General features: G+C 70.5%; 25 protein-coding genes. 7 read left to right on the top strand and 18 right to left on the bottom strand.

Translation table 11 applies throughout. From position 1 onward, the window contains the following. Positions 1–97: 97 nt before the first annotated feature. Complete coding sequence (locus tag PBV52_RS09570) at positions 98–763, bottom strand: transglycosylase family protein (protein WP_274237875.1); 666 nt, start codon at positions 761–763, stop codon at positions 98–100. A gap of 539 nt (positions 764–1,302) precedes the next feature. Between PBV52_RS09570 and PBV52_RS09575 the strand changes: the two genes are divergently transcribed. Both PBV52_RS09575 and PBV52_RS09580 read left to right on the top strand, forming a co-directional pair. Next, on the top strand, positions 1,303–2,085 hold the full coding sequence (locus tag PBV52_RS09575; RefSeq protein ID WP_274237876.1) for a hypothetical protein: 783 nt from the start codon (positions 1,303–1,305) through the stop codon (positions 2,083–2,085). A gap of 133 nt (positions 2,086–2,218) precedes the next feature. Beyond that, the gene (locus tag PBV52_RS09580) at positions 2,219–2,569 is read left to right on the top strand and encodes a hypothetical protein (protein ID WP_274237877.1); all 351 of its coding nucleotides are present in this window, start codon (positions 2,219–2,221) and stop codon (positions 2,567–2,569) included. Between the two features lie 75 nt (positions 2,570–2,644). Here the strand turns inward: PBV52_RS09580 and der are convergent, their stop codons facing one another. The 5 genes from der to aroH form a co-directional block, all read right to left on the bottom strand. Next, positions 2,645–4,126 (bottom strand): ribosome biogenesis GTPase Der, encoded by a 1,482-nt coding sequence (gene der / locus PBV52_RS09585; RefSeq protein ID WP_274237878.1) that lies wholly within the window; start codon positions 4,124–4,126, stop codon positions 2,645–2,647. Between the two features lie 81 nt (positions 4,127–4,207). Beyond that, a complete protein-coding gene (locus PBV52_RS09590) occupies positions 4,208–4,795 on the bottom strand; it encodes a 1-acyl-sn-glycerol-3-phosphate acyltransferase (RefSeq protein ID WP_274249341.1) in 588 nt (195 codons plus the stop codon). Between the two features lie 53 nt (positions 4,796–4,848). Further along, positions 4,849–5,535, bottom strand: a complete 687-nt coding sequence (cmk, locus tag PBV52_RS09595; RefSeq protein ID WP_274237879.1) for a (d)CMP kinase — start codon at positions 5,533–5,535, stop codon at positions 4,849–4,851. A gap of 145 nt (positions 5,536–5,680) precedes the next feature. Then, positions 5,681–6,766, bottom strand: a complete 1,086-nt coding sequence (locus PBV52_RS09600) for a prephenate dehydrogenase (RefSeq protein ID WP_274237880.1) — start codon at positions 6,764–6,766, stop codon at positions 5,681–5,683. After that, on the bottom strand, positions 6,763–7,125 hold the full coding sequence (gene aroH / locus PBV52_RS09605) for a chorismate mutase (RefSeq protein WP_274237881.1): 363 nt from the start codon (positions 7,123–7,125) through the stop codon (positions 6,763–6,765). The genes PBV52_RS09600 and aroH overlap by 4 nt, the downstream gene beginning before the upstream one ends. Before the next feature lie 242 nt (positions 7,126–7,367). On the opposite strand from aroH, the gene PBV52_RS09610 reads away from it, so the two are divergent. The 4 genes from PBV52_RS09610 to PBV52_RS09625 are packed head-to-tail and all read left to right on the top strand — an operon-like array spanning position 7,368 to position 9,843. Further along, positions 7,368–8,048, top strand: a complete 681-nt coding sequence (locus tag PBV52_RS09610) for a hypothetical protein (RefSeq protein WP_274237882.1) — start codon at positions 7,368–7,370, stop codon at positions 8,046–8,048. Between the two features lie 37 nt (positions 8,049–8,085). Continuing rightward, a complete protein-coding gene (locus PBV52_RS09615) occupies positions 8,086–8,670 on the top strand; it encodes a DUF6529 family protein (RefSeq protein ID WP_274237883.1) in 585 nt (194 codons plus the stop codon). After that, the gene (locus tag PBV52_RS09620; RefSeq protein ID WP_274237884.1) at positions 8,667–9,077 is read left to right on the top strand and encodes a Rieske (2Fe-2S) protein; all 411 of its coding nucleotides are present in this window, start codon (positions 8,667–8,669) and stop codon (positions 9,075–9,077) included. Before PBV52_RS09615 ends, PBV52_RS09620 begins: the two co-directional genes overlap by 4 nt. Before the next feature lie 22 nt (positions 9,078–9,099). Then, a complete protein-coding gene (locus PBV52_RS09625) occupies positions 9,100–9,843 on the top strand; it encodes a DNA polymerase beta superfamily protein (protein WP_274237885.1) in 744 nt (247 codons plus the stop codon). Here the strand turns inward: PBV52_RS09625 and PBV52_RS09630 are convergent. From PBV52_RS09630 to PBV52_RS09685, 12 genes are all read right to left on the bottom strand, one after another. After that, a complete protein-coding gene (locus PBV52_RS09630; protein ID WP_274237886.1) occupies positions 9,769–10,518 on the bottom strand; it encodes a nucleotidyltransferase domain-containing protein in 750 nt (249 codons plus the stop codon). The two genes, PBV52_RS09625 and PBV52_RS09630, sit on opposite strands and share 75 nt — an antisense overlap. A 3-nt stretch (positions 10,519–10,521) precedes the next feature. Further along, positions 10,522–11,544 carry an ADP-ribosylglycohydrolase family protein gene (locus tag PBV52_RS09635; RefSeq protein WP_274237887.1) on the bottom strand — a complete coding sequence of 341 codons (1,023 nt, stop codon included), beginning with the start codon at positions 11,542–11,544 and terminating at the stop codon, positions 10,522–10,524. Continuing rightward, the gene (locus PBV52_RS09640; RefSeq protein WP_274237888.1) at positions 11,541–12,278 is read right to left on the bottom strand and encodes an NUDIX domain-containing protein; all 738 of its coding nucleotides are present in this window, start codon (positions 12,276–12,278) and stop codon (positions 11,541–11,543) included. Before PBV52_RS09640 ends, PBV52_RS09635 begins: the two co-directional genes overlap by 4 nt. A 246-nt stretch (positions 12,279–12,524) precedes the next feature. Beyond that, a complete protein-coding gene (locus tag PBV52_RS09645) occupies positions 12,525–13,652 on the bottom strand; it encodes a pseudouridine synthase (protein ID WP_274237889.1) in 1,128 nt (375 codons plus the stop codon). After that, positions 13,652–14,305 (bottom strand): SMC-Scp complex subunit ScpB, encoded by a 654-nt coding sequence (gene scpB / locus PBV52_RS09650; protein ID WP_274237890.1) that lies wholly within the window; start codon positions 14,303–14,305, stop codon positions 13,652–13,654. Before scpB ends, PBV52_RS09645 begins: the two co-directional genes overlap by 1 nt. Further along, complete coding sequence (locus PBV52_RS09655) at positions 14,302–15,387, bottom strand: ScpA family protein (protein ID WP_274237891.1); 1,086 nt, start codon at positions 15,385–15,387, stop codon at positions 14,302–14,304. Before PBV52_RS09655 ends, scpB begins: the two co-directional genes overlap by 4 nt. 18 nt (positions 15,388–15,405) lie before the next feature. Next, complete coding sequence (locus PBV52_RS09660) at positions 15,406–16,035, bottom strand: hypothetical protein (protein WP_274237892.1); 630 nt, start codon at positions 16,033–16,035, stop codon at positions 15,406–15,408. Continuing rightward, positions 16,020–17,156, bottom strand: coding sequence for a ParA family protein (locus tag PBV52_RS09665; RefSeq protein ID WP_079052605.1), 1,137 nt, complete (start codon positions 17,154–17,156; stop codon positions 16,020–16,022). Before PBV52_RS09665 ends, PBV52_RS09660 begins: the two co-directional genes overlap by 16 nt. Before the next feature lie 399 nt (positions 17,157–17,555). Next, entirely contained in the window at positions 17,556–18,680 is a 1,125-nt protein-coding gene (gene ald / locus PBV52_RS09670) for an alanine dehydrogenase (protein ID WP_274237893.1), read from the bottom strand. A gap of 135 nt (positions 18,681–18,815) precedes the next feature. Continuing rightward, on the bottom strand, positions 18,816–20,903 hold the full coding sequence (locus tag PBV52_RS09675) for a tetratricopeptide repeat protein (protein ID WP_274237894.1): 2,088 nt from the start codon (positions 20,901–20,903) through the stop codon (positions 18,816–18,818). Positions 20,904–21,072: 169 nt separating this feature from the next. Beyond that, the gene (locus PBV52_RS09680) at positions 21,073–21,699 is read right to left on the bottom strand and encodes an NUDIX hydrolase (protein WP_274237895.1); all 627 of its coding nucleotides are present in this window, start codon (positions 21,697–21,699) and stop codon (positions 21,073–21,075) included. Positions 21,700–21,781: 82 nt separating this feature from the next. Further along, entirely contained in the window at positions 21,782–23,470 is a 1,689-nt protein-coding gene (locus PBV52_RS09685; protein ID WP_274237896.1) for a CTP synthase, read from the bottom strand. A gap of 533 nt (positions 23,471–24,003) precedes the next feature. Here PBV52_RS09685 and PBV52_RS09690 point away from each other — a divergent pair. Beyond that, a complete protein-coding gene (locus PBV52_RS09690; protein ID WP_274249342.1) occupies positions 24,004–25,806 on the top strand; it encodes a glycoside hydrolase family 15 protein in 1,803 nt (600 codons plus the stop codon). The last annotated feature ends 45 nt before the right edge of the window (positions 25,807–25,851 follow it).

Raw genomic sequence — 25,851 nt, forward strand, 5'->3', positions numbered from 1 at the left:
GATTGCGGCCGAAGGGGGCGGCGCGTCCGACGGCCGCCGGGGCCCCACCCGGTCGGCGGACCGGGTGGGGCCCCGCGCCCGGGGCAGGGAGCGACGCTCAGAGTTCGAAGCGCTGCCCGGGCACGATCAGATGGGGATCACCGCCGATGACGGACTTGTTGACGGCGTAGAGCCGCTGCCAGGTGGTCCCGTGCCGGGCGGCGATGCCGCTCAGCGTGTCGCCCTGCCGGACGGTGTAGTCACCGCGGGACGAGCTGCGGTTCGTGTGTCCCGACGAACGCTCCGGCGCCTGTGACGGAGTCGACGGGGCTGCCTTGGTGGAGGAGGACGCCGAGTCGGCGCCGGAAGCCGCAGGTGCGCTCCCATTCGCTCCGGCCCGGGCCGAACAGGTCGGCCACGCGCCCCATCCCTGGGCGCGCTGGACCTTGGTGGCCACGGCGATCTGCTGGGCCTTGCTCGCCCGGTCCGCCGTCGGCGCGTAGGCCGTACCGCCGTACGCGCGCCACGTGGAGGGGGCGAACTGCAGTCCGCCGTAGTAGCCGTTGCCGGTGTTGATGTGCCAGTTGCCGCCGCTCTCGCACTGTGCGATGCGGTCCCACACTCCGCCGTCCGCCGCCGCGGCGTTGCCGGTGGCGGCCAGCAGCCCGAGCGGGGCGAGCAGTACCGCCCCGGCGAGAGCCGCCGTCGCATGAGTCCGGCTCCGGTTCGGAGCCTGCTGCGTCTTGAGAGCGTTGCCGTGAGTGTTATCGGCACATTCGGACATGTAGTTCCCTCTCGAAGCACTCGGGGTCCCCCAGAGCGGAACGCCACTCCCACGCCATGGGGCGCGTGAGTCGCGCTCGCCCCGTCCGCCGGATTCGGTACTGCGAGCTGGCTTGTTGCGGTCCGGCGGACGTACCCGAGCGGTGCTCGTTGCACACGGCGGAGGAATGTAGGGAGGGCGGCCGGTCGGTATCAACCAACTCCTTGTCATTCCAGGCCAGTTCGCCGCTACCTCCGGTATCGGCGATTTCCGGCCACCCACTTCATTCGCTGATTTCCGGATTTGTCGACCAGCGACCCCGGTGATCTGTGACGCACCCCACGCATCCAACTTCCTTGGTTCTCCTACGACTTGACGGTGAGTGCGCGATTCCGCACCCGAGGTGACCGTGTGCGGTGGATGGTTCGATTCCGTTCGCCGTGGTGCGTGACTCCCGCCACAGATCGTCCGTTGTCTTCTTCATGAGCCCGGCACCCGCCCGGTTCACGGACCGGGAGCCACCCGGCCCCGCCACGCACCGCATCCCGAGGGAGCCAACCGTGCCGCGCATGCTCGACGTCAGCGACGAGGTACGTGCCGAGATCGGCGACGAAGAAGCCGACCGGCTGCTCGCCGGAGAGAACGCCCCCGGCAGTTACGACTGCACGTCCTGTCGCACCCCGGGCGACTCCGAACAGGAGCGCACCAGCACCGTCCTGTTCATCGGGGACGAGACCGCCGTCCTCGCCTTCGCCCACGCCACCTGCCTGCCCTCGCAGGTCGTCCAGGTCACCGAGGAGCAGTTGCAGGGTGCCGTGAAGTCCATCACCGGCGACCGGGTCGATCTGGAGCCGGAGTCGATCGTGCCGGAGCAGGCCGTGCTCGGCGTGACCAGCGGACTGGTGCTGATCGCCGGGGAGCTGCACCCCGCCCTGGTCGTCGAGCCGACCGGCCCCATCATGCGACCCGGGGCGATCGGCGCCGGGGACGACTTCCTGCCACTGCTCATCGAACAGGGGTTCATGCCGGTGACGGAGCTGGCCGATGCGCCGCCGGTACTGCACGGCTGGTCCGTGCTGTTGGCCATGGGCCAGCTGCACGCGGTCCTGCAGCCGGGGACCAACGGGGGGCAGCCGGTCGCCTGGTGGCAGGCGCATCAGCCGCTGCTGGTCACCGACGGATGGCGGGCCGCAGCGAACAAGCATCAGCAGGTACTGATGTTCGCGGCACCGGTGGGTTCGATCGGGCGTCAGCCCCGGGAGGACCTGCTGCGGGAGGCGCTGGACAAGGCGGCGGCGAACGGAAAGTTGGTCGGGGCGGCGTTGCCTCTCGCGGGGACGTGAGTGCGCCTGAGGGGCGGGAGCTGCGGGTTGCACGGCGGCGGCGGGTCGGTTGTGGCTGGTCGCGCCGTTCCTCGCGCCCCTAAAGGGGTGTGACCGACCGCATCTCATCAGGCTCGGGGTCGTTTGGACATACGTGCATGCATACGACGTTCCCCGCCTCCAGGGCGGCCCCTCGCCCACGCCGATCTACGACGCGCTCTACGCCGAGTACGTCAAATCCTTCCGCTCTCTGCCGGGTGACCGCAGCGGTGAGGAAGACCTGGGGTTCACCGCGTTCGGGAACATCCCGCGGAGTACGGGCTCGTACGGAGGTCACCGCCCGGGGTCGTTCAGCAGCTCGTACACCGCCTACAGCGCGGGGGCCCACAGCGCGCGCCAGGGCCACGGTCAGCAGCCGCAGTGGCAGCGCGTCGGACATATCGGCCCGCAGGGCACGGGGATGCACCACGTCCCGGCCGCGCTGCCGCCGGCGCGCAGAGGCTGAGCACACGAAAGGGCGGCCCGTACCCGGGCCGCCCTTCAGCTGTGTGCAGTTTGCGGTTGCTTCTTCTGCTCGCAGTTACTTCTTCTTGCTTCCGCGCTTCTCCCGCACCCGCACGGAGATGTGGATCGGCGTGCCCGCGAAGCCGAACTCCTCGCGCAGCCGGCGCTCGATGAAGCGGCGGTAGCCCGCCTCGATGAAGCCTGAGGCGAAGAGCACGAACCGCGGGGGCTTGGTGCCGGCCTGGGTGCCGAACAGGATCCGGGGCTGCTTGCCGCCGCGGATCGGGTGGGGGTGGGCGGCGACCAGCTCACCGAGGAAGGCGTTCAGGCGGCCGGTCGGGACGCGGGTCTCCCAGCCGGCGAGGGCGGTCTCGATGGCGGGGACCAGCTTCTCCATGTGACGGCCGGTGCGCGCGGAGACATTGACCCGCGGCGCCCAGGCGACCTGACCGAACTCGGTCTCGATCTCCCGCTCCAGGTAGTAGCGGCGCTCCTCGTCGAGGGTGTCCCACTTGTTGTAGGCGATCACCATCGCGCGGCCCGCTTCCACGGCCATCGTGACGATGCGCTGGTCCTGAACCGAGATGGACTCGGAGCCGTCGATCAGGACGACGGCGACCTCGGCCTTCTCGACGGCGGCCGCGGTGCGCAGCGAGGCGTAGTAGTCGGCGCCCTGCTGGAGGTGGACGCGCTTGCGGATGCCCGCCGTGTCGACGAACTTCCAGGTCACGCCGCCCAGTTCGATGAGCTCGTCGACCGGGTCGCGGGTGGTGCCGGCCAGCTCGTCGACGACGACGCGCTCCTCGCCCGCCACCTTGTTCAGCAGGGAGGACTTGCCGACGTTCGGACGGCCGATCAGGGCGATGCGGCGCGGGCCGCCAACGCCGCCCCCGCCGAAGGACTCGCGCGGTGCTTCCGGCAGCGCCTCCAGGACGGCGTCCAGCATGTCGCCGGTGCCACGGCCGTGCAGCGCGGAGACGGGGTGCGGCTCCCCCAGGCCCAGCGACCACAGATACGTGGCGTCCGCCTCACCGCTGGGGCCGTCGACCTTGTTGGCGCACAGCACGACGGGCTTGCCGGCCTTGCGCAGCAGTCGTACGACCGCCTCGTCGGTGTCGGTCGCACCGACCTTGGCGTCGACGACGAACACGACGGCGTCGGCGGCCTCGATCGCGAACTCGGCCTGCGCGGCCACGGAGGCGTCGATACCGAAGACGTCCTGCTCCCAGCCGCCGGTGTCGACGACCTTGAAGCGGCGGCCCGCCCACTCGGCCTCGTAGGTCACGCGGTCACGGGTGACGCCGGGCTTGTCCTCGACGACCGCCTCACGCCGCCCGATGATCCGGTTGACGAGAGTCGACTTGCCGACATTGGGGCGGCCTACGACGGCGAGGACGGGCAGCGGTCCGTGCCCGGCGGCCTCGATGGCCCCCTCGACGTCCTCGAGGTCGAAGCCCTCTTCCGCGGCGAGCTCCATGAACTCCGCGTACTCGGCATCGCCAAGCTCTCCGTGGTCGTGCTCTTCGAGCGAGCCCTCGGAGTGGATGTGGTCGTTCATGAAGTCCGTACCTCGTTCATCGTGGTGATCGGTGGACCGCCCGGTGCCTTTGTGCCGGTCTGATCCACTACTCAGTGTCGCCTAGCGGCCGGTCAGCCGCCTGGCGTTTTCCAGGTGCGCGGTGAGCTGCTTCTGGATGCGCTCGGTCGCCTCGTCCAGCGCCTTGCGGGTACGCCGTCCGCTGCCGTCGCCCGCCTCGAAGGGGTCGCCGAAGACGACGTCGATACGGCTGCGCAGCGGAGGCAGCCCCTTTATCAACCGTCCCTGCCGTTCGGAACTTCCCAGCACGGCGATCGGGACCACCGGCGCCCCGCTGCGCACCGCGAAGTACGCGAGCCCGGCGCGCAGGGAGGCGAAGTCGCCCTCGCCTCGGGTGCCCTCCGGGAAGATGCCGAGGACACCGCCGGCCGACAGGACGCCGAGCGCCTGCGTGATGGCCGTACGGTCGGCGGAATGACGGTCCACCTTCAGCTGGCCGATGCCGGTCAGGAAGGGGTCGAGCGGACCGACGAACGCCTCCTTCTTGATCAGGAAGTGCGTCGGCCGGGGTGCCACGCCCATGACCATCGGGCCGTCGACGTTGTGGGAGTGGTTGACGGCGAATATCACCGGACCGGTCGCGGGCACCTTCCAGGCGCCGAGCACACGCGGCTTGAACAGCCCGTACATCAGGCCGACACCGATGCGCCGCCCGACCTCGGCGCCCTTCTGCGAGGGTGTTGTCACTTTCCGGCTCGCTTCTCCTCGACGAGGGTGACGACGCACTCGATGACCTGCTGCAGCGTGAGCGCGGTGGTGTCCACCTCGACCGCGTCGTCCGCCTTGGCGAGCGGCGAGGTCTTGCGGCTGGAGTCGGCCGCGTCCCGCTTCAGCAGTGCCTCGCGGGTCGTGTGCACGTCGGCGCCCTTCAGCTCGCCGCTGCGGCGGGCCGCGCGGGCCTCCGGGGAGGCGGTGAGGAAGATCTTCAGGTGGGCGTCGGGCAGCACGGTCGTACCGATGTCACGGCCCTCGACGACGATGCCGATCTCCGCGGAGGTCGCCAGGGAGCGCTGCAGCTCGGTGATCCGGGCACGCACCTCGGGCACCGCGCTGACCGCGCTGACCTTGGAGGTGACCTCCTGGGTGCGGATCGGGCCGGCCACGTCGGTGCCGTCGACGGTGATCGTCGGGTTCGCCGGGTCGGTGCCGGAGACGATCTCGGGCTTTCCGGCCACGGCGGCGATCGCGGACGGGTCCTCGATGTCGATCCCGTTGGTCACCATCCACCAGGTGATCGCCCGGTACTGGGCGCCGGTGTCGAGGTAGCTCAGCCCGAGCTGCGCGGCGACGGCCTTCGACGTGCTCGACTTGCCCGTGCCGGAGGGGCCGTCGATGGCGACAATCACGGGCTTGGCGGCACCGTTTTCCACGGGGGAACACCTTCCTGGTGCGGTGAGGCGGGAGGGGCGGGGCGCGAATGTGCCCCGCACAAGGTTACTGGGTGCGGGTCACTCGTCCGGCCGCGCGTGAGCTGACGGGACGGCCACGGGGTGGGGACGGCGGGGGCGAACCCTCCTACTGACGGATCGCCCAGCCCCACTCCCGCAACGCCGCCGACAACACGGGCGCCGCCTTCGGCTCCACCATCAACTGCACCAGACCGGCCTGCTGCCCCGTCGCATGCTCGATCCGCACGTCCTCGATGTTGACCCCGGCCCGCCCCGCATCCGCGAAGATCCGGGCCAGCTGCCCCGGCTGGTCGTCGATCAGCACCGCGACGACCTCGTAGACCCGAGGAGCCGCCCCGTGCTTACCGGGCACGCGCACCTGCCCCGCGTTCCCGCGCCGCAGCACGTCCTCGATCCCGGACGTCCCCTCCAGCCGTTTGGCGTCGTCGGACGACTGCAGCGCCCGCAGCGCCCGCACCGTCTCCTCCAGGTCCGCGGCGACATCCGTGAGCAGGTCGGCGACCGGCCCCGGGTTCGCGGAGAGGATGTCGATCCACATCCGGGGGTCCGACGCGGCGATCCGGGTCACGTCACGAATGCCCTGACCGCACAGCCGTACGGCCGCCTCCTCGGCGTTCTCCAGCCGCGCGGCGACCATGCTGGACACCAGATGAGGCATGTGCGACACCAGGGCGACCGCACGGTCGTGGGCGTCGGCGTCCATCACCACCGGCACGGCACGGCAGTGCGAGACCAGCTCCAGGGCGAGGTTCAGCACCTCGGTGTCGGTGTCGCGGGTCGGCGTCAGCACCCAGGGCCGGCCCTCGAAGAGGTCCCCGGTCGCGGCCAGCGGTCCGGACTTCTCCCGGCCGGACATGGGATGCGTACCGATGTACGCGGACAGATCCAGCCCCAGCGCCTCCAGCTCACGCCGCGGCCCGCCCTTGACGCTGGCCACGTCGAGGTAGCCGCGGGCCACCCCCCGGCGCATGGCGTCGGCGAGCACCCCGGCCACGTGCGCGGGCGGGGCGGCGACGATCGCGAGGTCCACGGGACCCTCGGGCGCCTCGTCCGTGCCGGCGCCGAGCGCGGCCGCCGTACGGGCCTGCTCCAGGTCGTGGTCGGCGAGGTGGACGACGACACCGCGCCCCGCCAGCGCCAGGGCGGCGGACGTACCGATGAGACCGGTACCGATGACGAGTGCGGTTCTCACTGGGCGATGTCCTTGCGCAAGGCGGCCGCGGCACCGAGGTAGACGTGCGCGATGTCGGCGCGGGGCTTGTCGGACTCAATGTGCGCGAGGACGCGCACGACCCGGGGCATGGCGCCCGCGATGTCCAGTTCCTGGGCGCAGATCAGCGGTACGTCGACGATGCCGAGCTTGCGGGCGGCGGCCGCCGGGAAGTCGCTGTGCAGATCGGGCGTGGCCGTGAACCAGATGCTGATCAGGTCGTCCGCGCCCAGGCCGTTGCGCTCCAGGATCGCGGTGAGCAGGGCGCCGACCTGCTCGGCCATGTGCTCGGCCTCGTCCCGCTCCAGTTGGACGGCCCCCCGGACCGCTCGTACCGCCACGGCTTGGCTCCTTGCTGCTGTACGGATCGGCTCTTTCGCCGGTCCAGCCTAGTCAGCCCGGATGCGGCAGACGTATGTCGCCCGCCCGCTGAGACACCGACAGTCACCCGAAGTCGGCTTTGGGCCACTGTCACCCGTCCATCCCGATTTCGCTACCGGACCGCGAACACCTCCGTGCGCCTCTGGACGCCGGGGCACGGGTCCGCTCTCATGGGCAGGAAGCTCGCCTCGGGGGAGGCCTCATGAAGCGTCCCGGACCCTTGCTCACCCTTCTCGCGGGACTGTTGGTCGGCGTGTTCATGCTGTCGCTCAACGCGACGACAGGGACGAAGAACACAGCGTCTTCGTCCCCGTCTTCGTCCGCGGACACCACGAACGAGTCGCCCACGGCGACGGCGTCACCGACGCCCGCCAGAACGACCCCGCCCCCCTCACCCTCGCCGACCACACCCCCCGTCCGCGATGCCCGCTACGCCGGCCGCACCGACGACGACTCCTCCGCCGTCGCCCTCACCCTGCGCGACGGAAGGGCGATCGCGTACTTCTGCGACGGCCGCGCCAAGGAGTCCTGGCTGCGGGGCGATGTGAACGACGACGGGACCATGCGGCTCACCGGCAAGGACGGTTCCGTCCTGAGCGGCACCCTCCAGGAGGGCAAGCGGATCCGCGGCACGGTCGACATCGACGGCGGGCGCTACGCCTTCACCGCCGGCCGGACGAAGAAGCCGTCGGGCCTGTACCGGGCCACCTCCACCGTGCGCGGCAGCGAGGTCGACGGCGGCTGGATCGTGCTGCCGGACGGCCGACAGGTCGGCGTCCTCACCCGCGACGGCGAGCCCTCGCGCGCCCCGCGGCTCGACCCGCAGACGGGCGCGGTGACGGTCGACGGACAGCAGCTCACGGCCCGCCCCGCCGCCCCCTGATCCCGCTCCTCGATCCCCCTCCTCACGGGAGTCGATCATGACCGTCGACCCGAACGCCGTCACCCAGGACTTCCCGTCCCCGCACCCCGGCCACCGCCGCCCGCACCCGGCCCGCTACCTGCTCCCGGCACTGGTCGCGGGCGCCGTCGCCGTGGCCCTGGGCGTGTACGGCAAGGTCCATGACCCGTCCGGGACGGCCTTCAATCTCGCCGGGTTCAGCAGCACCGGCGCGGTCAAGTCATGGCTGGCGACGGCGGCGATCTTCTTCGCGCTGGTCCAGCTGGTCTCCGCGTTCATGGTGTACGGCAAGCTGCCGGGGCCGGGGTGGTCGTCCGCGCTGCACCGCTGGTCGGGACGCGCGGCGTTCCTGGTCTCCGTACCCGTGGCGGTGCACTGCCTGTACGCCATGGGCTACCAGACGTACGAAACGCGCGTTTTCTGGCACTCCCTCCTGGGTTGCTTCTTCTTCGGTGCTTTCAGTGCAAAGATGCTGCTGCTCCGCTCGGAGCGACTCCCCGGCTGGCTGCTGCCGATCGTCGGCGGGCTGGTCCTCACCGCTCTCACGATCATCTGGCTGACTTCCGCCCTCTGGTTCTTCCGCACCTTCGGAGTGACGACATGACCAACGGTCCGACGCGACGCACGATCCTCATCGCGACGGGCGCGACGGGTGCGGCGGCGCTCGTCGCGAGCTGTGGCGATTCCGACGGCAAGAGCAGCTCGGCCCCGACCCTCTCTCCCGGCCAGGAGCTGGTCACCACGGCCGACGTCCCGGTGGGCGGCGGCACGATCCTCAAGGACGAGAAGGTGGTGGTGACCCAGCCGAAGTCCGGCGAGTTCAAGGCCTTCTCCGCCATCTGCACGCACCAGCAGTGCACGGTCGGCAGTGTCTCGGGCGGCACGATCAACTGCCCCTGCCACGGCAGCAAGTTCAACATCACCGACGGCTCGGTCGCCAACCCTCCGGCGACGAGGCCGCTGCCCGAGAAGAAGATCACCGTGGACGGAAATTCGATCCGCCTGGCGTGATCCGCCCCGTACGCTGCGGGGCATGCACCCCGAGACCCTGGTACGCGACCACACGATCTACGCCTGCGTCATGGGCTCGCGCGCCTTCGGTCTGGCGACGGACGGCAGCGACACCGACCGCCGGGGCGTGTTCCTCGCTCCCACCGCCCTCTTCTGGCGCTTCGACAAGCCGCCGACGCACGTCGAAGGCCCGCTGGAGGAGCAGTTCAGCTGGGAACTGGAACGCTTCTGCGAGCTGGCCCTGCGCGCCAACCCGAACATCCTGGAGTGCCTGCACTCCCCACTCGTGGAGCACGTCGACGACACGGGGCGCGAGCTCCTCGCCCTGCGCGAGGCGTTCCTGTCCCGCCAGGCCCATGAGACGTTCGCCCGCTACGCCCTGGGCCAGCGCAAGAAGCTGGACGCCGACGTCCGTGTGCACGGCGCGCCGCGCTGGAAGCACGCGATGCACCTCCTCCGCCTCCTGACGAGCGCCCGCGACCTGCTGCGCACCGGCCACCTGACGATCGACGTGGGCGACCAGCGCGAGCCGCTGCTGGCGGTCAAGCGCGGCGAGGTCCCCTGGCCGGAGGTGGAGTCCTGGATGACCCGACTGGCGAGCGAGGCCGAGGCGGCCACCCACCGCAGCCCGCTCCCGACCGAGCCGGACCGCCGCCGGGTGGAGGACTTCCTGATCCGCGTCCGCCTCGCCTCAGCCCTCCAGCCGGGTCCGTACGACGAAGGCGTGCAGGGCGTCGTAGGCGCTCGGAGCGTCGGGCAGCGCTGAGGCCGCCTGCGCCTCGTCCAGCACACTGTGCAGTTGCTCGACGTCGGCCGCCACGCGCGCGTGCTCGACGTCGGCGGCCCCGTGCTCCTGCTCGGCCTTGGCGTTGATCAGCTCCGGCAGATAGGCGGGCGCGTCGACCTCCCGGATCAACGTCGGCAGATGCGGCTGTATCTCACCACTGCGCATCAGATGGATGCCGGTGAGCAGCACGCGGAAGGTGTAGAGCAGGGGCTTGAGCTCGCCGGTCTTCTCGAAGAGCCGCCACTGCGTGCTGGCGAACCCCCGGTAGTGATGCGCGTGGTGGCTGGTGACGACGCCAGGCGCGAGTTCGGCCAGCTCCCGGTGGGCGTCCGTGGTGTGCACGACGAGCGGCGACAACAGCTGCTCCAGGACATAGCCGTTACGCCGCAGCATCAGCCGTACGAACTTGCGCAGGTCGTGCGTGACCAGGTCCATCTCGACGCCGTCCCGCACCCACATCCGTGACCGCGTCTCGTCGGGCTCCCGGAGCCCGACGAGGTCGGCGGTCGGCAGCAGATGCACGCCCCGCAGGTCGACGTCCGAGTCGCGCGACGGGAAGCCGTAAAGGTGCGCGCCGGAGACCGTCGCGAACAGCACCGGGTCGGGCTGTTCGGCGACGACGGGCATGAGGTCGATGTCCAGGGCGTCGATCATCCGTCAAGCGTCCCAGAGCGCCCCGAGGGTCAGCAGATCCCCCCGGTACTCGATCCGGTCCGCCCATTCCGTCGGCCAGGCGTCGGCCCCGAGCCAGGCGCCCGCGAACGCGCCCGTCAGGCATGCGATCGAGTCCGAGTCCCCGGACGTGCAGGCGGCCCGGCGCAGGGCCGTCAGCGGCTCGTCGACGAACATCAGGAAGCACAGCAACCCGGTCGCGAGGGCCTCTTCGGCGATCCAGCCCGCGCCGGTGGCCAGGCAGGGGTCGGTTTCGGGCGAGGCCGTGCGTACGGCGTCCTGGAGACGGCCGAGGATCTCCAGGCACTCGTCCCAGCCGCGCGCGATGAAGTGCTCGGGGGTGGCGTCCTGGCTGCGGGTCCACAAGTCGCCGAGCCAGCGCTCGTGATACCGGCTGCGGTTCTCATAGGCGTACGACCGCAGCAACCCGACCAGCCCGGTCGGCTCGGCGCCCTGCGCGAGCAGCCGTACGGCGTGTGCGGTCAGGTCGGACGCGGCGAGCGCCGTCGGATGCCCGTGGGTGAGGGCGGACTGCAACTGGGCGGCGCCCGCGCGCTGTTCGTCGCTCAGGCCCGGGACGAGTCCGATCGGCGCCACGCGCATGTTGGCGCCGCAGCCCTTGGAGCCGATCTGGCTCGCGTCCTGCCAGGACCTGCTCTCACTCTTCAGCAGATTGCAGGCGACCAGGCAGGTCCGGCCCGGCGCACGATTGTTCTCGGGCGACTGGTACCAGTCGACGAACTCCTCCCGCACCGGCCGCTCCAGCCGCTTCGGTGTGAGCACACCCCGGTCCATCGCCGTGCGCAGCCCCTTCCCCAACGCCAGTGTCATCTGGGTGTCGTCGGTGACGATCGCCGGCGTCGGCAGTTCCATCTCGCGCCAGGGCCCGCACTTGGCGAGGATCGACGGCACGTCGTTGAACTCGGTCGGGAAGCCGAGCGCGTCGCCGAGGGCGAGGCCGAGCAGGGAGCCGGTGGCGGCGCGCTTGCGGACGGTGGTCGTGGTCATGCGGGGCGTCCTTCCGGGGTGGGCCGCAGCAGGGGCGGGTGGAGGGCGGTGGCGGTGCCCGCGCGGTACAGCGCGGCCGGTTTGCCGCGGCCGCCGGTGAGCCGGGCGGCGCCGGGTACGGGTTCGACGAAGCCCGGCGTGGCGAGCACCTTGCGGCGGAAGTTGGGCCGGTCGAGGGCAGTGCCCCACACCGTCTCGTAGACCTGTTGCAGCTCGCCGAGTGTGAACTCGGGCGGGCAGAAGGCGGTGGCGAGACAGGTGTACTCGAGTTTGGCGCCGACGCGTTCATGGGCGTCGGCCAGGATCCGGTCGTGGTCGAAGGCGAGCGGCCCCGCCTTGTCGTACGGCACCCAGCGCGCCTGCGCCGCGTCGCTGCCGCCGTGCGGTTCGGGCGGGTGGGGCAGCAGCGCGGTGAAGGCGACCGTCACGACCCGCATCCGGGGGTCGCGGTCGGGCTCGCTGTAGGTCCGCAGCTGCTCCAGATGCAGCCCGGAGACGTCCGACAGAGCGGTCTCCTCGGCGAGTTCACGCCGGGCGGCCGTCTCCGCCGACTCGTCCGGCTGCACGAACCCGCCGGGCAAGGCCCAATGCCCCTTGTACGGCTCCTGCCCGCGCTCGACGAGCAGGGCGTGCAGGACGCCGTCGCGGATGGTGAGGACGGCGAGGTCGGCGGTGACGGCGAAGGGCTCGTGGGCGTACTTGTCGTAGCCCTCGGGCGCGATGGGTCCCGGCATGCCGCTCACCTCTTTATAGTCAGCACGACTATTAGTCACTTCGACTGTAAAGAGAGGGGCCCGGTTCCACAACCCCCGGAAGGCAAAACCGGCACCGGCGCGCAGGCGAGCGATCGTTCCAGCGGCTGCCGAAGTTCACGACAGGCCCCAGAAGGCCCCCAGCGGCCCCTCAGGCGCCCGGCACGACTCGACCGGCCCTGGAGCAACCCAGAACCGGCCGGCGCATGGCGAAGACGCAGGAAGGGCCTACAGATCGACTTCCTGCATCAGCATCCCGACCTCGGTGTTCGACAGCCGTCGCAGCCAGCCCGACTTTTGGTCGCCGAGGGTGATCGGCCCGAAGGAGGTGCGCACCAGCTTCTCGACGGGGAAGCCCGCCTCCGCCAGCATGCGGCGGACGATGTGCTTGCGGCCCTCGTGCAGGGTGACCTCGACCAGGTAGTTCTTGCCGGTCTGCTCGACGACCCGGAAGTGGTCCGCGCGCGCGTAGCCGTCCTCCAGCTGGATGCCGTCCTTGAGCTTCTTGCCCAGGTCGCGCGGGATCGGGCCCACGATCGCGGCGAGGTAGGTCTTCTTCACGCCGTACTTGGGGTGGGTCAGCCGGTGGGCCAGCTCACCGTGGTTGGTGAGCAGGATGACGCCCTCGGTCTCGGTGTCGAGCCGGCCGACGTGGAAGAGCCGGGTCTCGCGGTTGGTGACGTAGTCGCCGAGGCACTGACGGCCCTCGGGGTCCTCCATCGTCGAGACGACACCGGCGGGCTTGTTGAGCGAGAAGAACTGGTACGACTGCGTGGCGACCGTCAGGCCGTCCACCTTGATCTCGTCCTTCTCCGGGTCGACGCGCTTGCCCTGCTCCAGGACGATCTCGCCGTTGACCTCGACCCGCGCCTGCTCTACGAGCTCCTCGCAGGCACGCCGGGAGCCGTAGCCCGCGCGCGCGAGCACCTTCTGCAGCCGCTCGCCCTCCTGCTCGGCGCCCGGGAAGGTCTTGGGCAGCTTGACGTCCTTCTTGCCCGCGTACCGCTCGCGGTTGCGCTCCTCGGCGCGCGCGTCGTACTCGCGGGAACTCGCCGGGACCGAACGGCCCCGGCCGGTGCCGCGCTGCTGGCCCTGCTTGGGCCCGCCCTTGGCGCCGCCGCGCGCCGAAGCGCCACGCCCCGACTTCGGGCCGTCCTGGGTGGCGGCGGGGCCCACGTCGTAGCGCCGCTCCTCCGGGCGCGGCTTCTTCGGCCGGCCGCCCTGCTTGTCGTCGCGGTTGTTACCGGCGCCACGGAAATTACCGCGGCCCCCGCTGCTCCCGCCGCGGCCGCCGCTGTTGCCACCACGGCTCCCGCCGTTGTTTCCGCTGCTGTTCCTGCCGCTGCTGCTTCGCATCAAAGTTCCGTCTTGTCGTCTGCGTCCTCGGAATCCGGAGCATCCGGATCGAACGACGGGACTCCTTCCAGTGTCTCGGCCTCGATCGCCTCCGCCTCCGGGAGGAAGGGCGCGAGCTCCGGGAGCTCGTCCAGGCCGCGCAGGCCCATCCGCTCCAGGAAGTAGTTCGTCGTCCTGTACAGGATCGCACCTGTTTCGGGTTCCGTGCCCGCCTCCTCGACCAGACCGCGCTGAAGGAGGGTGCGCATGACACCGTCGCAGTTCACTCCGCGCACCGCCGAGACCCGGCTGCGGCTCACCGGCTGGCGGTACGCGACGACCGCGAGCGTCTCCAGGGCGGCCTGCGTGAGGCGCGCCGTCTGGCCGTCCAGAACGAGTCGTTCCACGGCCGCCGCGTACTCGGACCGGGTGTAGAAACGCCAGCCGCCCGCGACGAACCGCAGCTCGAAGCCGCGTCCCTGCATCGCGTACTCGTCGGCGAGCTCCCGCAGGGCGTCGGCGATCTGGCGCCGCGGCCGCTCCAGGAGCTTCGCGAGCCGCTCCTCGGTCGCGGGTTCGTCCACGACCATGAGCATCGCCTCCAGGGCGGGCTTGAGATCGAGGTCCGCGACGGTACGCAGCCCGACCGGAAGCTCGGTGGTCTCCTCACTCACGCCTTCTTCTCCTCCTCGGGCAGCTCCGGCGGCCGGTCGAACTCGTCGGTCACCGTGGGCGTCTCGTCCCCCTCGCCGCCGGTCCACCGCACGGTGAGCTCCCCGAGCGCGGTCTCCTGGTCGAGGGCCACGGCCTTCTCGCGGTACAGCTCCAGGAGAGCCAGGAAGCGCGCTACGACGGTCAGGGTGTCGTCGGTGTCCTCTACCAGGGCCCGGAAGCTGGCCTCGCCGAGCTCCTTCAGCCGCGCGACGACGATCCCGGCCTGCTCCTGCACGCTCACGAGCGGCGCGTGGATGTGATCGACGTACACCTGCGGCTTGGGTTTGGGCTGCATCGCCTTGACCGCGAGCTTGGCGAATCCTTCCGCCCCGATGCTGATGACGACCTCGGGCAACAGCTCGGCATGGTGCGGTTCGAGCCCGACGGTCCGCGGATAGCGCCGGGCCTCGTCGTCGAGCCGCCGGCTGAAGATGTCGGCGATCTGTTTGTATGCGCGGTACTGCAGCAGCCGCGCGAACAGCAGGTCCCTCGCCTCCAGCAGCGCGAGGTCGGCCTCGTCCTCCACCTCGGCGGAGGGCAGCAGCCGGGCCGCCTTGAGGTCGAGCAAGGTGGCCGCGACCACGAGAAACTCGGTCGTCTCGTCGAGATCCCAGTCCGACCCCAGCGCCCTGATGTGGGCCATGAACTCGTCGGTCACCTTGGACAACGCGACTTCGGTGACGTCGAGCTTGTGCTTGGAGATCAGCTGGAGGAGGAGGTCGAAGGGGCCCTCGAAGTTGGAGAGGCGGACCTTGAAGACGCCGTCGTCGGGTTCCTCGGGAGCAACGGGGTCGGGCTCGGCAGTGGAGACCTCGGGCACCGGATCAGGCTCGTCGGCCTGAGGCTCCGGTTCCGGTACGACGACCTCGGGTTCCGGCTCCGGAACGACAGACACCGGCTCCGGCTCCACCGGCTCCGGAGCTTCCACGGGTACCGGTTCGACCGGCGAGGCCACTGGCGCAGCGCCCGGCCCCCGCCCCAACGCACGCCGACGACCGGCTGATGCGCCGGAGGCCGAGGCGGGAACGTCGTTCGAGGTCATGGCCCCCGCAGGCTACCGCTACCGCCCGCGAAGCCGTCGTACGAGGATGCTGGCGTCTCCGCGGGTCTCCAGATCCGCGAGGACCACGGCCACCGCCTCGCGGACGATCCGCCCGCGGTCGACGGCCAGACCGTGCTCACCGCGGAGCACCAGACGCGCGTGCTCCAGATCCATGAGCTCCTCGGCGGAGACGTACACGGTGATCTTCTCGTCGTGCCGTTCGCGACCACTGGGCCGACGCGAGGCCGACCGTCCACGCTTGCGGGGCGCGGCGGCAGAGGCGGCAGAAGCAGCCGCACCGGACGCGGCGGAACCGCCCGCGGCACCCGCGGACGCCCCGGCAGAACCTTCCTGCGCCCCCTGACGTCGCGCGGAGCGCTCCGCGGCCGCGGTACGGCTGCGCGACTCACCGGCGTCGACCGACTCCGTGTCGGCCGCCACGTGCTCCGCGCCGTCGCCGTCGCCGCCCTGGGCGGGCACCGACTGCGGCGCGTCCTCCGCGGCGGCAGCGGCATCGCTCTCCCCCGCGGGAGCCGGCACCCGGGCCTCGCCGTTGGCCGGGCGCCGGGGAGTGGACGGCTGGAGCGCCATACCCCCTGTCGTGCGGAACAGTTCGTCGGCCCCCGGCAGACTCACTCGGCGTGACACCGGGCGAGCACCTCCCTGGCGAGCTGGCGATAGGCGGCGGCACCGACGGAGTTGGAGGCGTACGTGGTGATCGGCTCACCGGCGACCGTGGTCTCCGGGAAGCGGACCGTGCGCCCGATGACCGTGTGGTAGACGTGGTCGTCGAACGCCTCGACGACACGCGCGAGCACCTCACGGCTGTGCACCGTGCGCGAGTCGTACATCGTGGCGAGGATCCCGTCGAGCTCCAGCTCCGGGTTGAGCCGCTCCTGGACCTTCTCGATGGTCTCCGTCAGCAGCGCGACACCTCGCAGGGCGAAGAACTCGCACTCCAGGGGCACGATCACCTTGTGGGCGGCCGTCAGCGCGTTCACCGTGAGCAGACCCAGCGAGGGCTGGCAGTCGATCACGATGAAGTCGTAGTCCGGCAGCAGCGGCTTCAGGGCGCGCTGGAGCGTGGACTCGCGCGCGACCTCGCTCACCAGCTGGACCTCGGCGGCCGACAGGTCGATGTTGCTCGGCAGCAGGTCCATGTTGGGGACCGCCGTCTTCAGGAGCACCTCGTCCGCCGACATGCCCCGCTCCATGAGCAGGTTGTAGACGGTGAGGTCGAGCTCCATCGGGTTGACGCCGAGGCCGACCGACAGCGCGCCCTGCGGGTCGAAGTCGACGAGCAGGACCCGGCGTCCGTACTCCGCGAGCGCGGCACCCAGGTTGATGGTCGACGTCGTCTTGCCGACGCCGCCCTTCTGGTTGCACATCGCGATGATCTTCGCGGGACCGTGATCGGTCAGCGGGCCCGGAATCGGGAAGTACGGCAGCGGGCGCCCGGTCGGGCCGATGCGCTCACGGCGCTGACGGGCAGCGTCGGGCGCGAGCGTGGCCGCGTACTCGGGGTCGGGCTCGTACTCCGCGTCGGGGTCGTAGAAGTGCCCCTCGGGCAGTTCGTCGTAGTCGGCGAAGTGGTTGTGGGGCGCGCCACTTCCGTCGCCGGCCATGGCGTTCACGTGATGGCCATCCATGCTCATGTTTGCTGGCTGAGTCACCCCTGAGGTCAGGTGACCCTGGTGGGCTGCGAAGGTGCGCACCGCGACGGAGCCGACAGCCTCGAATCCCGCGGGACCCTGGCCCCGTACCGGCATTCCTGGTTGACCACCCCCGGGAGAAAATGTCGACTCATTCACAAGTCGTCTTACCTCCTTGGGGACCAGGAAACTTCTAGACAGGTCAGCGTGGCACCATGCCGACGGTTGGCGACTCTATGGCGTGTCGGCGGTCCGCAGCAACACAATCCGCCGGACCGGGCAGATGTGTCGACAATGAAACATCCCGCTGTCAAGGGCGTACGGCCGTCGCACGGCAGGTTTCACCGGTGTACGAATCGGTCTAAGGGTTGCGTTCGAGGCGAGTTGACCGAGAGTCGCAAAGTGACCATACACACATCCGGCCGGACCTTTTCGGGCAAGGTCCGGCCAGGTGCGTTCGGTTGACGACTCGTGTTGACGTATCGCCTTTACCAGAAAGTGACTTAGCCGATCGGCTCAGCCGAGCAGCGTTTCGAGCTCCACGTGCTCCAGGTCGTGCGCCTCGGCGACCTCCCGGTAAACCACCTTGCCGTCATGCGTGTTGAGGCCCTTGGCCAGCGCGGGGTCGCGGCGCAGGGCCTCCACCCAGCCGCGGTTGGCCAGTTCGACGATGTACGGCAGCGTGGCGTTGGTCAGCGCGTAGGTGGAGGTGTTGGGCACCGCGCCGGGCATGTTGGCGACGCAGTAGAAGACCGAGTTGTGGACCTGGAAGGTCGGCTCGGCGTGCGTCGTCGGGCGCGAGTCCTCGAAGCAGCCGCCCTGGTCGATCGCGATGTCGACAAGGACACTTCCCGGCTTCATCCGGGAGACCAGCTCGTTGGTGACCAGCTTCGGGGCCTTGGCGCCGGGGATCAGCACGGCGCCGATGACGAGGTCGGCCTCCAGGACGGCCTTCTCCAGCTCGAAGGCGTTGGACATGATCGCCCGGACCTTGGTGCCGAAGACCTTGTCCGCCTCGCGCAGCTTGTTGATGTCGCGGTCGAGCAGCGTGACGTGGAAGCCCATGCCGACGGCGATCTGCGTCGCGTTCCAGCCGGAGACACCGCCGCCGATGACGACGGCCTTCGCGGGCTGGGTGCCGGGGACGCCACCGGGGAGCACGCCACGGCCGCCGGCCGAGCGCATCAGGTGGTAGGCGCCGACCTGCGGGGCGAGGCGGCCCGCGACCTCGGACATGGGGGCGAGCAGCGGGAGGGCGCGGCTGGGCAGCTCGACGGTCTCGTATGCGATCGCCGTGGTGCCGGACTCGATGAGCGCGTCCGTGCACTCCTTGGAGGCGGCCAGGTGCAGGTAGGTGAAGAGCGTCTGGTCCTTGCGGAGGCGGTGGTACTCCTCGGCGATGGGCTCCTTGACCTTCAGCAGCAGGTCGGCGGTGGCCCAGACCTCGTCGGCGGTCGGCAGGATCCGGGCGCCTGCGGCAACGTACTCGCTGTCCGGGATCGACGAGCCGATACCGGCGCCCTGCTCGATGACGACCTGGTGGCCGTGGCGCACCAGCTCGTGCACGCCGGCGGGGGTGATGGCCACCCGGAACTCGTTGTTCTTGACCTCGCGGGGGATGCCGACCTTCACGTCGATCACGGTCCTTGGCTCAGAGGGTGTGGGGGCATTGCAAGACATTCCCAGGCATGCAGGGCACACCGGGAGACACCGCAGGAGAAGGTGCGGCAGAGCCAGTCTAATGAAGGTGTTCTCTCTGTCTAGCCTTTCATTGCATCAATCTTTGGCGGATGTACTACGGATTTCGCAGGCGTTAGCGTCGTGTTCCGGCTCGAAAGCCTCTTGCTCGGGCCCAGGCTCGGCCGCATCGGACTCCTGAGGCTCCTCCCCCAGCATCCGCTGGGCGGCGCCCCGGTGCAGCTGGGCCGCCGCGGGATCGCCGAGGCGTTCCAGGGTGTCGGCGAGCCGCAGGTACAGCGCCGCCTGCAACCGGGTGTCCTCGGCGCGCCGCGCCAACTCCACCGCCTCCCGGCAGGTACGCAGCGATTCCTCGGGCCGCCCCGCGTACTCCTGGACCCGCGCCAGCTCGCTCAACGCCCGTGCGTGGCCCGCGACATCGCCGTTCTTGCGGTGCCCGGCGACCGCGGCCCGCCAGTTGCGCAGCGCCTCGCCGTACCGGCCCGCGAAGGTGTGGGCGGCGCCGATACGGCCGTACAGCCGGGCGGCGTCCGCGCGCTCGCCCCGGGCCAGCCGCTGGGCCAGCGCCCGGCCGAACCAGTCGGCGGCCCGGTCGTAGTCCCCGAGCTCCAGGTGGGCGCCGCCTACGGATTCCATCGCGCGACCGGTCGCGTACGGGTCGTTCGCCTCCCGCCCGGCGTCCAGCGCGGCCCGATAGCTCACCAGCGCCGCCTTCGTCCGCCCGGTCCGGGCGTCGAGGTCGCCGAGGTTCAGCAGGGCCGCGGCCTTCTCGCGGGGCAGGTTCCGGCGCTCGGCCACGTCCAGGACCAGGCGGTGGATGCCGTACAGGTCGCCGGCGGCCGCCTGCGTGCCGAAGTGCGCGACCATGGCCCTGACCAGCTGGGACATCAGGCGCCGGGCCAGGGTGTCCAGCTCCCCGTCGGCGACCGCGGCGCGGGCCGAGGCCAGCAGGGCGGGCCTGCGGACGCCGATCCAGTCCGCGGCCGCCCGGGGGTTGGGAAAGCGCAGGGCGCGGGGCGTGCCGAGGAGCTTCTGCCGGGCCTCGGGGTCGTCGGTCTCGGTGATCGCCCGGCAGGACTGCAGCAGCCGTACGGTCCGCTCCAGCATGCGGGCGCGCGCCAGCTGGATCTCGCCGGGGCGGTCCTGGGTCTCGGTGAGGGTCGTGAGGAGGGGGTGCAGGCAGGCCGGGACCTCGTACTGCGGCAGCGGCGAGTCGACGACGTGCAGCAGGCCGAGGGCGACGAAGTCGTCCAGGGTGGCGCAGGCACCGTCGACCGAGCAGCCGGCCAGGGCGGAGGCGGTGTGCGGGTCGACCAGGCCGCCCGGCGCGAGGGAGAGCAGCCGCAGTATCCGGGCGGCGGGACCCGGCAGGGACGCGTAGACGAGCCGGAAGACCCGGCTGAGCGGTGTGCCCTCGTCGCCCTCGGCGTGCACCTGCTTGGCGAGGTCGGCGACGGCCACCTTGGGGCGGGCGGCGAGCCAGCCACCCGCCAGCATCAGTGCGGCGGGCTGCCCCTGGCAGACCTCGGCGAGGCCCTCGGCGGCCCGCGGGTCGACGGTGACGCGGACCGAGCCGGCGCGCCGGGACAGCAACTCCACCGCCGACTTGGTGTCCAGGCCGCCCAGCGTGCAGGGCCGCACGCCCGAGATCCCGGTCAGCGGGCCGTGGGAGACGGCCACGACCAGGCACTGAGGGGTGTCCGGCAGCAAGGCGTCGACCTGCTCCGCCTCGGCCGCGTCGTCGAGCAGGAGCAGGACCCGGCGCTCCGCCAGAGCCTCCCGGAGGGCCGCCGTGAGGTCGTCCTCGGCGGCGCCGGGCGGGTTCGGCCGGTCCAGGGCGGTGAGCAGTTCGCGGGCGGTGCGCTCGACGGGGACGGGGGTGCCGTCGGGCTCGCTCAGGCGGGCGCGCAGCACGCCGTCCGGGTAGCGGTCCGCCACCTGCCGTACCAGTTCCGCGGCGAGCGCGGTGCGGCCCGAGCCGGGGCGGCCGGCGATGAGCAGCACGCGCGCGCGTGGCGCCTTGCGGCCGGAGAGGGTGTCCAGGCCCGCGCGCTCGATGTCGGCGCGGAGCTCCTTCAATTCGCGTGTGCGGCCCAGGAATTGGCTCTGGTCGGACGCCTGTGCCGACACCTGCGGGCCGCCTGTGTCCACCACCTGATCCGTCACGGGCCACACTCCCGTCCCACCACACGCGCAAGCCCGCCGGGACTCCGGTTCGGGCGTATTCAGAGCCTAGTTCACGCTCTGCTACGTTCCGCGCGGAGCACGGGGGCACGGCGAGGACGTCCCTCGATCGGATCAGCCGATCTTCACACCGGAAGCGGGGTGCGGGGGTTCAGGACACGAAGGGGCGCGCGGGCCAGGGCGCCTCCGCCGGACGGAGCGCGTCCAGCCCGTCGCCGTTCCTCGCGGCGACCAGCGACAGCGCGCCCACGACGAGGCAGTTGTTGTGCAACTCGCCCGCGAGCACCGCCCGGACGAGCTCGTCGACCGGCACGCGCGCGTGCTCCATGTCGGCCTCCTCGTCCTCCACCTCGAAGCGCTCCCCGTCGGCCTCCGACAGGTTGCGGGCGAGGAAGATCCGTACGGCCTCGTCGCAGCCGCCGGGCGTGGTGTACACGTCGGTCAGCACCCGCCAGTCCTCGGCCTTGACGTGGGCCTCCTCGTACAGCTCGCGCTGTGCGGCGTGCAGCGGGTTCTCGCCGGGGATGTCGAGCAGGCCGGCCGGGATCTCCCACAGCTTCTGCCGCACCGGGTGGCGGTACTGCTTGATCAGCAGGACGCGGTCCTCGTCGTCGAGGGCGAGGACGGCCACCGAGCCCGGGTGGACCTGGTAGTCGCGCCGCACCACCGAGCCGCCGGGCATGACCACGTCGTCCGTGCGGACGGAGGTCTTGTTGCCCACGAAGGGGGTCTCCGTCGCCCGGATCTCCCACTGCTCGGGGGTGTCCTTGATCGTCATGCCCTGCCCTTCCACGTGCGCAAAGAAAACCGGGGTGCACACCTTTGAAGGTTTGCACCCCGGCCACCGTACAACTGTCGTGTCACTTCGAATTCTTGCCGACGCCCTCGGCCTGCTGGCGCTCGACAGCCGCCTTCACCAGCCCGGCGAACAGCGGGTGCGGGCGCGTCGGGCGCGAGCGCAGCTCGGGGTGGGCCTGCGTGGCCACCAGGTAGGGGTGGACCTCGCGCGGGTACTCCACGTACTCCACGAGCTTGCCGTCGGGCGACGTGCCGGAGAACAGGATGCCGGCCTTCTTCTCCAGCTCCGCCCGGTAGGCGTTGTTCACCTCGTACCGGTGACGGTGCCGCTCCTCGACGTACTCCTTGCCGTCGTACACCTCGCGCACGATCGAGCCCTCGGCCAGCTTGGCCGGGTACATGCCGAGCCGCATCGTGCCACCCATGTCGCCCTCACCGGCGACGATGTCGAGCTGCTCGGCCATGGTGGAGATGACCGGGTGGGAGGTGGCCGGATCGAACTCGGTGGAGTTGGCGTCTCCGATGTCGGCGAGGTGGCGGGCCGCCTCGATCACGATGCACTGCAGGCCCAGGCACAGGCCCAGCAGCGGGATCCGGTTCTCGCGGGCGTACTTGATCGCGCCGACCTTGCCGAGCACACCGCGGTCGCCGAAGCCGCCCGGGATGCAGATGCCGTCCACGTCGGCGAGCTGCTGCTTGGCGCCGGCCGGGGTCTTGCAGTCGTCGGAGGTGACCCACTTGATCTTCACGCGGGCCTTGTTGGCGAAGCCGCCCGCGCGCAGCGCCTCGGTGACCGAGAGGTAGGCGTCGGGCAGGTCGATGTACTTGCCGACCAGTGCGAGGGTGATCTCGTGGTCGGGGTTGTGGACGCGGTCGAGCAGGTCGTCCCAGGTCGTCCAGTCCACGTCGCGGAACGGCAGGTCCAGCTTGCGGACGACATAGGCGTCCAGGCCCTCGCCGTGCACGGTCTTCGGGATGTCGTAGATCGAGCGGGCGTCGGGGCAGGCCACCACGGCCGCCTCGTCGACGTCGCACATCAGGCTGATCTTCCGCTTGATCGCGGTCGGCACCTCACGGTCGCAGCGCAGCACGATCGCATCTGGCTGAATACCGATGTTGCGCAGAGCCGCAACCGAGTGCTGGGTCGGCTTCGTCTTCAGCTCTCCCGAGGGGCCGATGTACGGCAGGAGCGAGATGTGGACGACGAAGACGTTGTCACGACCGACCTCGTGACGGACCTGGCGGACGGTCTCCAGGAACGGCAGCGACTCGATGTCGCCGACCGTGCCGCCGACCTCCGTGATCACGACGTCGACCTCGTCCGTCGCCATGCGGCGGATGCGGTGCTTGATCTCGTTGGTGATGTGCGGGATGACCTGCACGGTGTCGCCCAGGTACTCGCCGCGCCGCTCCTTGGCGATCACGGTCGAGTACACCTGACCGGTGGTGACGTTCGCGGATCCGTCCAGGTCACGGTCGAGGAAGCGCTCGTAGTGGCCGATGTCCAGGTCGGTCTCGGCGCCGTCGTTGGTGACGAACACCTCACCGTGCTGGAAAGGGTTCATCGTGCCAGGGTCGACATTGAGGTACGGGTCCAGCTTCTGCATCACCACGCGCAGGCCCCGCGCCTTGAGGAGCATGCCGAGGCTGGAGGCCGTCAGGCCCTTGCCGAGCGAGGAGGCGACACCCCCGGTGACGAAGATGTGCTTGGTCGTCGTGGCTGCGTTGGATCGAAAAGCAGCGGGCGGCATGGCCAAAGGGGGGCTCCCGTGGTCGCGGTCTGGGGTGCGGTACGGCTGCCTGACCGGAGAGTTCTCCGGGGTCGCCGTCGCTGCGGTTCGGGGGTTTTTCTCCCACCGGTCCACGGGCTACCAGGGTATCAGCGACCGAGAGCGATGGCTTCCGGCCACGCTCCGCACACGAGTCACCACGAACCTGCACAGGCGCCCCGGTTTCTCACCCGTTGCTCACCCGTTCGGCCGACCCAGGTTGCCCGGAGCGGCACGCAGATCATCTACGTGCGTCGTATCCTGCTCGGACATTCGCTGCCGAGCCCGGCCGGCAACACGGCACCACCCCTCGCCCGTAACCACCGGAACAACGAGAGCTCGTCAGTTCGTTGAGCAGAGATTGTTGAGAAGAGACTGTCGTTTTGCCTCACGGCCGAGACGACTGCTTTGCTTCACCGCTCAACGACGCATTACAAAACCCACCCCTTGACCGCACTAGCGAGAGCCCCCTTGCCAGAAGAGGGGGTGACGTGGCCGTTCGACTGGAGTTGCACGTGGCCGGGCGCATCGAAGACTACGCACTCATCGGAGACATGCAGACCGCAGCGCTGGTCTGCCGGGACGGCACAGTGGACTGGCTGTGCCTGCCCCGCTTCGACTCGCATGCCATCTTCGCCGGCCTGCTGGGCACCGAGGAACACGGCTTCTGGCGGCTCGGTCCCGCCCACGCCTCCGACGCCGAACCGCCCACCGCGGCCCGCAGAAGCTACCGCGGCGACTCCCTGATCCTGGAGTCCGAGTGGGACACGCCGCGCGGCACGGTCCGGGTGATCGACTTCATGCCCCCGCGTGACGGCGCGCCCCAGCTGATCCGGATCGTGGAGGGCGTCTCGGGCCGGGTGCCGATGCGCTCGGCGCTCAGGATGCGTTTCTCGTACGGCCGGATCGTGCCGTGGGTGCACAAGCACGAGGGGCGCACCGTGGCCGTGGCGGGCCCGGACTCGGTGTGGTTCGACACCGACCGCGAGACGTACGGCAAGTCGCTGACGACGTACTCCGACTTCACGGTCGGACCGGGCGACCGCTTCGCGTTCACGATCTCCTGGCAGGCCTCGCACAAGGAGCCGCCGCCGCTGCCGGAGCCGGAGCAGTCGCTGGAGGCGACGGAGGACTTCTGGCGGGAGTGGGTCGAGCACTGCACGTACCACGGGCCCTACCGCGAGGCCGTGATCCGCTCGCTGATCACGCTGAAGGCGCTGACGTACGCCCCCACCGGCGGCATCGTCGCCGCGCCCACCACCTCCCTGCCGGAGGAGATCGGCGGCGTCCGCAACTGGGACTACCGCTACACCTGGCTGCGCGACGCGGCGATCACCCTGTCCTCGCTGCTGCGCACCGGCTACCGCGAGGAGGCCCGTGCCTGGCGCGAGTGGCTGCTCAGGGCGGTCGCGGGCGACCCGGAGAACCTGCAGATCATGTACGGCATCGCGGGCGAGCGCGAGCTCGGCGAGGCCGAGCTGGACTGGCTGCCCGGCTACGAGAGCTCCGCGCCGGTCCGGGTCGGCAACGGCGCCGCGCACCAGCTCCAGCTGGACGTGTACGGCGAGGTCACCGAGGCCCTGCACCTGGCCCACATGACCGGCCTGGCCCGCAGCGACTACGCCTCGCTGCTCCAGCTCAAGCTGATCCGCTACCTCGAGGACCACTGGGACCAGCCGGACGAGGGCATCTGGGAGGTGCGCGGTCCGCGCCGGCACTTCGTGCACTCCAAGGTCATGGCCTGGGTCGCCGTCGACCGCACGATCAAGCTCATCGAGTCCGGCGACGCCGACGGCCCGCTGGAGCGCTGGCGCGAGCTGCGCGACGACATCCACCGGGACGTGTGTGAGAAGGGTTACGACAAGGAGCGCAACACCTTCACGCAGTCGTACGGCTCGAAGGAGCTGGACGCCTCCCTGCTGCTGATCCCGCAGATGGGCTTCCTGCCGCCCGACGACAAGCGCGTCATCGGCACCATCGAGGCGATCCAGCGTGAGCTGTCCACCGAGGACGGCTTCATCCTGCGCTACCCGACGCAGGGCGACGACGAGGGCGTCGACGGGCTCCCCGGCGACGAGGGCGCCTTCCTGGCCTGCTCGTTCTGGATGGCCGACGACCTGGCGATGATCGGCCGCGTCGACGAGGCCCGCAAGCTGTTCGAGAAGCTGCTGTCGCTGCGCAACGACCTCGGTCTGCTGGCCGAGGAGTGGGACCCGCGCCTGCAGCGCCAGGTCGGCAACTTCCCACAGGCCTTCAGCCACGTTCCGCTGATCGACACCGCCCTGCGGCTGACGGCGTCCGGCGCGTACGGCGGCTGACAGGGCCTGCGGAAAGGCCCGCCGTATCGCCGCCCAACACGCCCA

Origin of the sequence: Streptomyces sp. T12 (assembly GCF_028736035.1) — a bacterium.
Lineage (GTDB): Bacteria > Actinomycetota > Actinomycetes > Streptomycetales > Streptomycetaceae > Streptomyces.